Annotated in this window: 9 protein-coding genes; all 9 read left to right on the top strand. The window is 43.9% G+C overall.

From position 1 onward, the window contains the following. Positions 1 to 161 precede the first annotated feature (161 nt). The 9 genes from QUB52_RS22080 to hppD all read left to right on the top strand — a co-directional run bounded on the left by QUB52_RS22080 (position 162) and on the right by hppD (position 11,273). Complete coding sequence (locus tag QUB52_RS22080) at positions 162 to 965, top strand: hypothetical protein (protein WP_332974769.1); 804 nt, start codon at positions 162 to 164, stop codon at positions 963 to 965. A 522-nt stretch (positions 966 to 1,487) separates the two neighbouring features. Further along, entirely contained in the window at positions 1,488 to 2,516 is a 1,029-nt protein-coding gene (gene pstS / locus QUB52_RS22075; protein WP_332974771.1) for a phosphate ABC transporter substrate-binding protein PstS, read from the top strand. 220 nt (positions 2,517 to 2,736) lie between these two features. After that, entirely contained in the window at positions 2,737 to 3,738 is a 1,002-nt protein-coding gene (pstC, locus tag QUB52_RS22070; protein ID WP_332974772.1) for a phosphate ABC transporter permease subunit PstC, read from the top strand. 2 nt (positions 3,739 to 3,740) lie between these two features. Then, positions 3,741 to 4,721 carry a phosphate ABC transporter permease PstA gene (gene pstA, locus QUB52_RS22065; protein WP_332974774.1) on the top strand — a complete coding sequence of 327 codons (981 nt, stop codon included), beginning with the start codon at positions 3,741 to 3,743 and terminating at the stop codon, positions 4,719 to 4,721. 56 nt (positions 4,722 to 4,777) lie between these two features. Further along, positions 4,778 to 5,629: a phosphate ABC transporter ATP-binding protein PstB gene (gene pstB, locus QUB52_RS22060; protein ID WP_332974775.1), complete on the top strand. Its 852-nt coding sequence runs from the start codon at positions 4,778 to 4,780 to the stop codon at positions 5,627 to 5,629. Positions 5,630 to 6,043: 414 nt separating this feature from the next. Next, entirely contained in the window at positions 6,044 to 7,318 is a 1,275-nt protein-coding gene (locus QUB52_RS22055; protein ID WP_332974776.1) for an APC family permease, read from the top strand. A gap of 42 nt (positions 7,319 to 7,360) precedes the next feature. After that, positions 7,361 to 8,770 carry an NYN domain-containing protein gene (locus QUB52_RS22050; RefSeq protein WP_332974777.1) on the top strand — a complete coding sequence of 470 codons (1,410 nt, stop codon included), beginning with the start codon at positions 7,361 to 7,363 and terminating at the stop codon, positions 8,768 to 8,770. A gap of 426 nt (positions 8,771 to 9,196) precedes the next feature. Further along, positions 9,197 to 9,904 (top strand): SDR family oxidoreductase, encoded by a 708-nt coding sequence (locus QUB52_RS22045; RefSeq protein WP_265235387.1) that lies wholly within the window; start codon positions 9,197 to 9,199, stop codon positions 9,902 to 9,904. A 310-nt stretch (positions 9,905 to 10,214) separates the two neighbouring features. Continuing rightward, on the top strand, positions 10,215 to 11,273 hold the full coding sequence (hppD, locus tag QUB52_RS22040; protein WP_332974778.1) for a 4-hydroxyphenylpyruvate dioxygenase: 1,059 nt from the start codon (positions 10,215 to 10,217) through the stop codon (positions 11,271 to 11,273). Positions 11,274 to 11,284: the final 11 nt, after the last annotated feature.

Raw genomic sequence — 11,284 nt, 5'->3', positions numbered from 1 at the left:
AGACTGCAACGGCGCTGCAAACATTTTGCGAAAAGTAGCGACAACTTTAGGGCTTTGCCTTGAAGGAGTCAGTAGGGGCGCTTTGATTTCGCCTTTGAAGGTTCGTATTTGGACTCTTCAAGAATCCCCTCGCCTTTAGGCATGGGGAGTATCAAGGTAAAATGATTGCTTTTGGTGCTGCTATTTTATACCGCTATCGGGATGTCCGCCAAGTTTTTGTTTGTTCCTCCGACGGTTTGTTAAATCACCTCTGCAATCAATTACAAAATCAGGGATTGACTGTGTTTCGGGTACGCAGTCAAAATGCTGTGTTGTCTGTAGAAAATCATCTGACTGGGGAGAGCAATCACTATTCTTGCAAAGAGGAAGTGGAACTCCCTACTTTTGCAGAACTGGCAAATAAAATTGCCGAGTTGCTGAAGGCAGAACACCAATCTATCGAGGAGCGGATAGCTTGGTTTTCTAGTATTACTCAACTTTTTCAAGAGCGCCGCGCTATCGAATTAACTTCTATAAATTCTACAAATTTAGGAGTATTTTCGTCACTCCAAAACCCAATTAATGCGATAGAAAAAGCCGCAAATTCTCTTCGCGCTGACCAAAATATTGAACATCAGAAATTACTGGAAGATTTACCTGCTAATTCAATTGCTATTGATTCACTTGATACAGTAGAAAAGATACTTTTAGAGATGATTAAATCGGCGATATTTGAATCTCAAGAGGATGCTGTTTGTGTCTCAAAACTTAAAAAATTGTTTTTCAAAAAATATCAATGTCACGCCGATGTAATTGTCAAACGTTTTTGGGCAAATTCCAGTCTTATAAAATTTTTGCAGTCGCGAAATTCGGTTTTTCAATTGACATTAAATGGCAGCGAGCATCAAGTGGCGATCGCTCGAAAAGAGGCACAGTCAAAAACTGACTTTCCGGCAGCGCTGGAAGCATCTGAGGAAAAATTTTGAGAACTTTAACCGCTCAATCTCCAGGCGCTTACATTTCGATCCCCAGGTAGCCAGTGAATTTCATAAGCAATACTGTCAACCAATTACCAAAAAGCTGAAATCTCTCAAATTAGAGAGTAATTTTCTCGACTTTTTGAAGTCATCTCAAACATTTAAAGTGCAAAAAAAAGGTAAGGAGCATCAAGTGGCGATCGCCCCAGGCTAATCTTTTTAATCGAATTAGGACTTATACACGAGGAATCGGGAATCGGGTTTGTGTAGGGAAAAACTTGATTGTGAACCGCAGATTTAATAAAAAACCAAATTTCTTCGGTCAGAAGTGCGTAAGTCCTCCTAATGTTAACTATAGATTAAAGAAAGGTTATCGTTTTTGCAGCCATTTCTTAATTATAAAAAACTTAATCTAAAATTAACCATAATTTAAAACAAGCTTATCCTTTTGTATCCCTTTGTTTGGGCATTTCAGTCTATCCTATGGGAGAGATTTGTAAAGCTTGCTATTGATATTGAGGAGGAGGAGTTATGGTTTTTTTCACTAAAGGCTGGCGACGTGGTTTTATCGTTACCCTAGCAGTAGCAACATTTTCGCTCTCGTTGATTACTTCTGCTGTAGCTGCGGTAACACTAAACGGTTCGGGAGCAACTTTCCCTAAACCTTTGTACGATCGCTACTTCTCCCAAATGAGAAGTGCCAATCAAATTACTGTAAACTACGAAGGCACTGGCTCCGGCGCTGGTATCAAAGCATTAATTTCAGGTACTGTGGATTTCGCAGGTAGCGACGCACTAATGACTCCTGCACAAATAGCTCAGGTAAAGCGCGGCGTCATGGCAGTTCCGACAGCCGGCGGCGCAGTTGCAGTTGTCTACAACTTGCCCGGAGTTAACAATGTCAGGCTGAGTGCTGATGCCATGAAAGGCATCTTTGAAGGCAAAATTACTCGCTGGAATGATGCGAAAATCGCAGGGATTGCCGGACAAGCTAAAAATTTGCCAAATACTGCAATTCGAGTAGTTGTGCGCGCAGACAGCAGCGGTACAACCTTTATTTTTGCTAATCACTTGCAGGCGATCGGCAGCAGCATCAAAGGCGCCGCTCAACCAAGCTGGCCGGGAAGCCCTGTTAGCGGTCAAGGAAACCCAGGTGTAGCTGGTTTGGTGAAGCAAACAGCGGGTGCGATCGGCTACGTTCAAGATACTTATGCTCGCCAAAACAAGCTCCAAACGGCATTTATTCAAAATAGAAAAGGCCGCTTTGTAGATCCTAGCTTGGCAGAAGCCGAAAAAGCTTTAGCAGGGGAAGCATTCCCCGCTGACTTCCGCTTAGTAGAAGGTAATCCTAATGATGGTTATCCGATTGTTGGTTTGACTTGGTTGTTAATCTACAAACAGTATCCTGCTGCGAAAGCCGAGGCTGTTAAAAAGATGGTTAATTGGGTGATGACTTCAGGTCAAGGTATCAACAAATCCCTAGAGTATACTACGGTTCCTTCCGCTACAGCTCAGAAGGTGATTCAAACAGTTAATAGTAGTGTGGTTGCCAGAGGTTGATTTAGTCGATCGCACGGAGTTATGAGTTTATGAGTTAAATGTATGACTTAAGACTCATAATTTCTCAGTTTAAGGTGCACTACATTTATTTGCTTAAGGTGCGCATTGCACACCCTACAAGCCCATGAGAAGCGTAAGGTGCGCATTGCGCACCCTACAAGCTAATTAAAATTACTCGTCTTTCGATCGAATATTTCATTTTTTACGCAATAAATCGGGTATGAACAATCATTCAAAGAAATCAAAAAAACTGACTCGACAATCCGTAGGAATAAACCAAGCACTAGACTTGACGGATACGAATGGTGAAGGTTTGTGGCTTGAGTCAGGCTTTACAATATTTGTATGGACTTTCGCCTTAGTGACAGCGGGCACGCTGTTTTGGATGAGCGCGATCATTTTTAAGGATGCTTGGCCTGCTATCAGCAAATTTGGACTCTCATTCTTGTGGAATGCCAAGTGGGATATCGGCGAGTTGCAGTTTGGGGCTCTACCTTTTATTTACGGTACAGTAGTTAGTTCTGCGATCGGCATTATCATCGCACTTCCTTTAGGACTTTCAGTAGCTATAGTTACCAGCGAGAACTTTTTGCCTGCTTGGGTGCGATCGCCCTTGGGATTCATGGTTGAATTAATCTCGGCCATTCCCAGCGTCATAGTTGGACTTTGGGGAATCTTCGTTCTCATCCCATTTTTATTACCCTTACAACAGTCATTATTCGATAATTTCAGTTGGTTTCCCCTGTTTAGCAGCGAACCTTTAGGCCCAGGAATGCTACCGGCCGGAATACTGTTATCAATCATGATTTTGCCAACTGTAGCCGCCATCAGTCGTGATGTATTGATGTCAGTTCCAGCAGATTTGCGCAGTGCTTCCATGTCCCTCGGAGCAACCCGTTGGGAAACAATATTTAAGTTGTTATTACCAGCAGCTAGTTCGGGAATTATCGGCGCTACCATCTTAGCCTTGGGACGTGCTTTGGGCGAAACAATGGCCGTCACAATGGTGATTGGTAACTCGATTCAAATTAACCAATCCCTGCTAGCTCCCAGCTACTCAATTCCCGCAGTTTTGGCAAGTCAATTTCGGGAAGCTCTCGAACCGCTGCACGTCGGCTCTTTAATGTATTTAGCCCTAATTCTATTTGTCATCACTCTGTTGGTGAATGCGATCGCATTATTGCTAGTTCAACTAATCGGTGTTAAGGGAGCTAAGAATTAAAAATGACTCAAGCACAAAATTCCAACAGCATTCTGGATGCAGAAATCTACAATTCCCTGTCATTAAGCCGAAATTTGTTCAGCAAAGGAATGACAGTTATTGCCTTTAGTTTTACAGCTCTCGCCCTGCTACCTTTATTTGCTATCTTGTACAAAATCCTGGGAGAAGGATTGACACATTTGAGTTGGGAAGTGCTAGTATCTTTGCCAGCACCCGTGGGAGTTGAAGACCAGCCCAACGGCTTTGCAAATGCGATTCTCGGCACTGCTTTAATGGTAGGAATTGCTACATTGATCAGCGTGCCGATTGGTGTAATGACCGGAATATTCCTGTCAGAGTTTGGCAGAGAAAATAAGGTAATTGCCAATAGCATCCGCTTTTTTACCGTCATTCTCAGTAGCGTTCCCTCCATCGTAGTAGGTGTATTTTCCTACGCCCTAATTGTCGTTACCACCAAAGCATTTTCATCATTAGCAGGCGGTTTTGCCCTCGGTATTATCATGCTTCCAGTTGTGGCTCTGACAACAGAACAAGCATTAAAATTAGTACCTAGCTCTTACCGTCTTGCTTCTGCTGGTTTGGGAGGCGGACGCTTTCAAACAATGTTTCGAGTGATTATACCATCAGCACTCCCAACTATTACCACAGGCATTTTACTTGCTGCTTCCCGCGCCGCCGGCGAAACCGCACCGCTGATTGTAACTGCGTTGTCAAGTCAATTTTGGCCTCCTTTGGTTGATAAATTGGGCGAGATTATGCAGTCTCCCATTGGTTCAGAAACTATCTCAAGACTCAAAGAAATTCCAGAAACACTGCTGACTCCGACTCCTTCTATGTCAGTATTAATCTATGGCTATGCTAGCTCTCCCTACAAAGAGCAGAACGAATTAGCGTGGACGGCGGCTTCTGTTCTTTTGGGTATGGTTTTGATTACTAGCGTTATATCCCGTACAGTTACTCGGAAACGTTTACAAGATCGATAAATCAAAAATTCAATTGCATCTATTAGTCAACTATTAACACTATAACCAGGCAAATAATGAAACCTAAAGCTAACTTGAAAGCGGAAAATTATACAGAGCAATTCCTAGAAGATTTCACCCCGGAAATTGACCCCAATGCCATGCCAGCTTTGCGGGTTCAGGACTTAAGTTTTTATTACGGAACTCACAAAGTTCTTGAAAACTTATCGATGAATATTCCTCATCCGCAAGTCACAGCAATTATTGGCCCTTCAGGTTGTGGTAAATCAACTTTTCTCAAAGCTCTCAACCGGATTGGTGAATTGGAGGGAAAAGTTAAAATAGAAGGAAGAGTAGAGTTTTTTGGACAGAATATTTACAGTCCAAAAGTCAATATTAACAGTCTGCGTCGCCAAATTGGGATGGTGTTTCAAAGACCGAATCCTTTTCCCCTTAGTATCTACGATAATATTGCTTATGGAGTCAAGATTTTTGGTGGTAAAAGCAAGGCAGAATTAGATGAAATTGTAGAATCTGCCCTGAAAAGTGCGGCGCTTTGGAATGAAGTCAAAGATAATTTAAAGAAATCAGCCCAGGGAATTTCCGGTGGACAGCAGCAGCGACTTTGCATTGCTCGCGCTTTAGCGGTGAAGCCAAAAATTTTGCTAATGGATGAACCTTGTTCGGCTCTAGATCCGATTTCTACGATGAAGATTGAGGAGTTATTTCAGACTCTGCGCCAACAGTTAACTGTGGTGATTGTGACGCACAATATGCAGCAGGCGGCTCGTGTTTCTGATTACACGGCATTTTTTAATACTGATGAAAGTCGCATCGGCCGCATGGTTGAATTTGGGCCGACAAGTCGGATTTTTACTTCTGCAAGTAATCCAAGTACAAGGGATTACATTCAAGGCCGTTTCGGTTAATAAGTAGAAGGAAGAAGGAAGAAGGAAGAAGGAAGAATGTTTATACAGCAAGCTTTTTAGTCATCTGTATCTTACTTTTAACTGAGTGGATTTACTTGCTGACACCTGGAACTTCTTTCAGAACAGGTAAGATGCCTGTTCCACAACAGGCCAATATTTTTGTGGAGCAGGCATCTTGCCTGCTATAGTTATGGAAACCGCCAAGGTTCAACCGGACGTTATATCGTTTCCGGTTGTATCGGAATGATTTAACCGCAGAGAACACAGAGAACACAGAGAACACAGAGGGAGACGAGAGAGATATGAATAATTTCGATGAAGAGCGGAATTAATATTATTATTAATTGCTGAAACCATTGCGGGAAATTGCAATTTTCTTCTTCCTTCTTCCTTCTTCCTTCAACATCCGGCTATATGTCTTCACCATTGCTAAAACGAGAATTAGGTGTTTTCGGTGCAACTCTCATGGGACTCGGCTCGATTGTGGGCACGGGAGTATTTGTGAGTATCGGAATTGCGGCCCAAATTGCGGGGCCGGGAGTGATTTTGGCTGTAGGTATCTCTGCTTTGGTTGCTGTTTGTAACGGGCTCAATAGCGCTCAATTGGCGGCGAGTCACCCTGTTAGCGGCGGTACCTATGAATATGGTTATAAATATCTCAATCCTTGGCTGGGTTTTACCGCCGGCTGGATGTTTTTGTTGGCGAAAACGGCTTCGGCTGCTACTGCTGCTTTGGGTTTTGCGGGGTATTTTTTAAATGCAGTTGGTGTTGCCGATCGCACTTACCTAATCCTAACAGCATTAATCGCCCTCGCCGTCCTAACTTTAATTGTCTTGACCGGAATCAGGCGATCGAATATTGCCAATACAGCCACAGTCTCAGTTACACTCTTATCTCTGGCTGTCTTTATCGCTGCGGGTTTGCCAGAGGTAAGGTGGGAAAAAATGTCCGCGCTAGAGAATGATAGCTCGATCAGCTCCATCCTCCACGCCACCGCCCTAATGTTTGTCGCCTACACCGGTTACGGCCGCATCGCCACAATGAGCGAAGAAGTGCGGGAACCTAGGAAAACCATTCCCAAAGCCATAATTTTTACTTTGGTGCTGACAATGCTGCTTTACGTGGCGGTAGCAATAGTTGTCGCAGGTGCGGGAGGAGCAGATAAATTGTCCTTGCAAACAGGCGCTGCGGCTGCACCCTTGGAAGTCATCGCCCGCAGTTTTTCAATTCCCGGAGTTTCGCAACTGCTAGCCGTCGGCGCAATTACCGCCATGCTGGGAGTCTTGCTGAACTTAATTTTAGGGCTGTCGCGCGTCTGGCTGGCGATGGGGCGGCGCTTGGATGTGCCGCGAGTCTTGGCGCGGCTGAATCCTGCGGGGACAACGCCCTATGTGGCTGTAATATTTGTCGAAATTACGATCGCACTTTTAATTTTAGTCGGCGATGTCAAAACCACTTGGTCTTTCAGCGCTTTTAGTGTTTTGATTTATTACGCCATCACCAACCTCGCAGCGCTGCAACTTTCCCCCGCCGAAAGGCTGTACCCGCAGTGGCTGGCTTGGGTTGGATTGGCTGCGTGTCTGTTTCTGGCTTTCTGGGTGGAGAGGCAAATTTGGCTGACTGGGTTGGCGTTAATTGCTGCCGGTTGGATTTGGCGGGCGATCGTCCGGCGACCGACAAGAAACTAACATTATGATAGATTGAGACACCATCCCGCATTGTAGAGGGCCATGCCCGATCGAACTTCCTTCCTAGCCACTCAAGAATCAGTCGTATTCAGCGCCATCAGTCGCTATATCGCTCAAACACTAATTGCCATTCAGGAACAACATCCCGAATGGATAGCTGAAAAATACAGGAAAACCCCCTGGGCCAAACCTGATTTTCAGTCCGTTTTGATTGAAAAATTGACCAAAAGTTTCAAAGTAGCCAGCGATACAAATTCCCTGCTGCTGACTGCGAAAAAATATCTCCAAATTCTGCTGATTCCAGAATTCATTAATTCATCTCAATTCAGCAAATTATTTGCCAAAATTCAGCAGCTAGCCGAATCCCAAATAGCACCAGCTAAATCACCAAACTCAGATTCCCCAAAACCTCCAACTCCCACCGCCTATCAAACAAATTCGCTTCCTATCGGCATTGCCATCTTGCTGCTAGATGTCGAAAACTTGCAACTCACCATCGAAACCGAAAAATTTCTAGAAGGAATTTGCCACTATCCCATCCAAATCAAAGTAGCCTTTGCCAACTGGCGCAGCATGGGCAAAAAAGATGCCGAATTTCACCAGCGCGGCTATCAACTGATTCACGTGCCCCCCGGCAAAGACAGCGCCGACTTAAAAATGGCAACAGTAGGCGCATCAATTTTCGTACATTATCCCACAGCCAAAGAGATTTTTGTCTGTTCGTCCGATCGCGCCCTCACCCACCTCAGCAACACACTGCAAGCCCACGGACTAACCGTATTTCAAGTCCGCAAGCAAACAGATAAAATCATAGTTTTAAACAGCAAAACCGGACAAGTGGAAACCCATTCTCTCGTAACCATACCGGAAATTACACCCGTAGAACAATTAGTTATTCAGCTAAAAGAATTAATCAAAAAAGAGCAACAACGCACTTCAGCTCAGTGGATAAAACTTTCTACAATTTCAGCTTTGTTTAGACAAAATCATGGTTTAGTCCTCAATGAAGTTGTTGCCCATCATTTACTCGGCAGTAAAACCAAGGATATTTTTCTCAAATATCCAACCGATTTTGTCGTCCACAAACCCTCAGAAATTTCTCAAACTTATGTCACTCTTTTTGAAGTCAAATTGTCACCCCCACCCCCAATACTCAATAAAGAAAATCTCAATCACAACGAAGAACCACCAGCCAGATTGACAGATATTAATTCCTTGGAAGACTTAGAAAAAGCTCTGGTCAAAATAGTTAGCGACTTGACCGACAACTCTCCTCACAATTCTGTATTCCTCTCCAATGTAGGCAGCGAATTTCACAAACAATACGGCAAACAAATTACCCAAATAATTAAAGAGTTTAATATCGGTAGAAAATTTCCTAAATTTTTACAATCCTGCACGTCTCTCCAGCTAAATAAAGCCGAAAAAGGCTGGCAAGTTTCCCTGAATTAATCAAACAGTAATAGACATCTTGCAAAAATAGCTAGGACGGGCAAGATGCCCATTCCAAAAATTTTTTTTTCTTGTGGAATGGGCATCTTGCCTATTCCAAAATTTGATTAAAAGGACTTTTGCAAGAGGTCTAATTAGGAAATGGATCATGGTAATCGGTAATCGGTGATAGGATGGCGATTACCTCACGAAAGTTGAGAACCGCTGTAATTCCCAATTCCCAATAGACAAGATTGCACTCGTTCCCAAATTATCTTGAAATTATCTGCGTTTATCTGCCTATAATCTGCGGTTTTCGTATTAATCAAATATTTATACAATCTTGTTTAATGACCAATGCCCTATTCCCCATGCCCTATGCCCCATGCCCCATGCCCCATAACTTGAGTTATCATACAATCGGGACGTAAAGAAATGTAAAGCGATATGCAGGACAAAGTTGTAGTTGTAGTGGGTGCGACAGGCGGCATCGGTTCAGCGGTAGCCCGCAAACTCGCTGATGCAGGTGCGACGCTAGTGCTCGCCGCCAGAGATAGCAGTAAATTAGACGCTTTAGCTAGCGAACTTTCGGCAACAGAGGTACTGTGCGTACCGACAGATATCACCCATTTGCAGCAAGTCGAGACGCTGATGCAGACAACTGTCGAACATTTCGGACAAATTGATGCCCTCGTAAACGCCGCTGGTGCCGGAATTCTCAAGCAGTGGAACAAGTTAGAACCCGCTGATTTAGATGCGATGCTTGACTTGAACTTGAAAGGCAGTTTTTACACATCTCAAGCAGCCGCAAATGTGATGAAAGACCGCAAATCCGGCCACATCTGCAATGTCATCGGGATTTTAGGCAAGCATTCGATGGCGATGGGAACCGCTTATTGTGCTTCAAAGTTTGGGGTAGTTGGTTTCAGCAAGTGCATGGCAGATGAGCTGCGTCGCTACGGCGTTAAATTTACACTATTCTATTTTGGTGGAGTCGATTCTCCGTTTTGGGATAATGTGAGTCTGAAGGTAGACCGCTCAAAAATGCTGAGTACCGAAACTGCTGCAAATGCAATTATGTTTGCTCTTGCTTCTGACCCACAAGCTGTACCATTAGAAATTAATATTCAGCCCGAAAGTCATTTGTTCTTTTAGTAGTTTGTGGGGTGCTCTTCGGCGCACCGATTGAGTCTCTACTAAGTAGCACGTCAACCATTTTTTGCGCCCAGGACTGTTGCCGAAGGCCTCACCACCAAATTCAAGTCATCCCAGACACCGCGTTTCTTTTAAGTGCCGATGTATTTCTACCTTCAGAGGGAGCTAAGATATTCAATTTTTGGGTTATTATTAAGCGATTACACGAAAAACTAATGAAAAATCTCCATTCCTCAGTCTCTCCCTTGCAGTTGAGTCCTGAAAATCAGCCGATTTTCCATTTTTCACTTTCCATTTTCAACTATTGATTATGGAATTCGATCGCATTCTGTTTTACGTTGAAAATGCTAAAGTATCCCGCGACTGGTTTGTCAGCCACTTAGGCTTTCAATCAATAGCAGGTTCTTCCAACAGCCACACTCGCACTGAAGCTGTCAGCAGCGGCAATGTCTGTTTTGTTTTATCTTCGCCCCTGACACCCGCTAGTCCCGCTGCTAGTTGGTTGAAGTTTCATCCTTCCGGCATTGCCGATGTCGGCTTTCGGGTAAAAAATATCGAATTAGCAGTAGCTAGAGCGCAGGTGGCAGGCGCTCAAATTCTGGAACCGATTCAAAAAGACATCACAGCAACGGGCCGTTTTAAGCGGGCAAAAATCTCTGGTTGGGGAGATTTAAGTCATACGCTAGTTGAGCGAATTGGAGAAAATTTAGTGCTAGCTTCTGGTAAGCTGCCGCTGTTTACTTCGATCGATCATGTAGTGTTAAATGTTGAAGTGGGCGATTTGTCAAGTGCTGTTAGTTGGTATCAAAAAATATTAGGTTTTGATCCTCAGCAAAATTTTGACATTCAGACTGAGAAGTCGGCTTTACGCAGTCAAGTTATGGTGCACGCTGAAGGTGGGGTGCAATTCCCGATTAATGAACCGGCATCGGCTAATTCTCAAATTCAAGAGTTTTTGAGTGCAAATCGAGGGCCGGGAATTCAGCACATGGCTTTGCAAACTGCTGATATTGTAGGTGTTGTTACCGATTTGCGATCGCGCGGTTTGCCTTTTCTGCCAGTTCCTTCAACATATTACTCCGAATTGCAACAGCGGCAAAACTATTTGCCCGCAGATTGGCAAGCAATCGCAGCTTCTGAAGTTTTGGCAGATTGGCAAGAAGATACTCCCGCTGCGATGCTGCTGCAAATCTTTACCCAGCCAATTTTTGCAGAACCGACTTTCTTTGTCGAGATTATTGAACGCCGAGTTAGTTTAGTTAATGGTAAACAGGTGCAAGCTGGAGGTTTTGGGGCTGGGAATTTTCGGGCTTTGTTTGAGGCAATTGAACGGGAACAAATGAAGAGGGGAAGTTTGATCGATGATTGATAAAACTTCCA

Origin of the sequence: Microcoleus sp. A6-C6 (assembly GCF_036705955.1) — a bacterium.
GTDB lineage: Bacteria > Cyanobacteriota > Cyanobacteriia > Cyanobacteriales > Microcoleaceae > Microcoleus.
Note: the sequence above shows the minus strand (reverse complement) of the source record. Positions and strands in the feature narration are given on the sequence as shown.

What these genes read in the sequence shown, in the direction of transcription:
- QUB52_RS22080 (WP_332974769.1), top strand. Translation starts at nt 162, where the DNA reads ATGATTGCTTTTGGTGCTGCTATTTTATACCGCTATCGGGATGTCCGC.
- pstS (WP_332974771.1), top strand. Translation starts at nt 1,488, where the DNA reads ATGGTTTTTTTCACTAAAGGCTGGCGACGTGGTTTTATCGTTACCCTA.
- pstC (WP_332974772.1), top strand. Translation starts at nt 2,737, where the DNA reads ATGAACAATCATTCAAAGAAATCAAAAAAACTGACTCGACAATCCGTA.
- pstA (WP_332974774.1), top strand. Translation starts at nt 3,741, where the DNA reads ATGACTCAAGCACAAAATTCCAACAGCATTCTGGATGCAGAAATCTAC.
- pstB (WP_332974775.1), top strand. Translation starts at nt 4,778, where the DNA reads ATGAAACCTAAAGCTAACTTGAAAGCGGAAAATTATACAGAGCAATTC.
- QUB52_RS22055 (WP_332974776.1), top strand. Translation starts at nt 6,044, where the DNA reads ATGTCTTCACCATTGCTAAAACGAGAATTAGGTGTTTTCGGTGCAACT.
- QUB52_RS22050 (WP_332974777.1), top strand. Translation starts at nt 7,361, where the DNA reads ATGCCCGATCGAACTTCCTTCCTAGCCACTCAAGAATCAGTCGTATTC.
- QUB52_RS22045 (WP_265235387.1), top strand. Translation starts at nt 9,197, where the DNA reads ATGCAGGACAAAGTTGTAGTTGTAGTGGGTGCGACAGGCGGCATCGGT.
- hppD (WP_332974778.1), top strand. Translation starts at nt 10,215, where the DNA reads ATGGAATTCGATCGCATTCTGTTTTACGTTGAAAATGCTAAAGTATCC.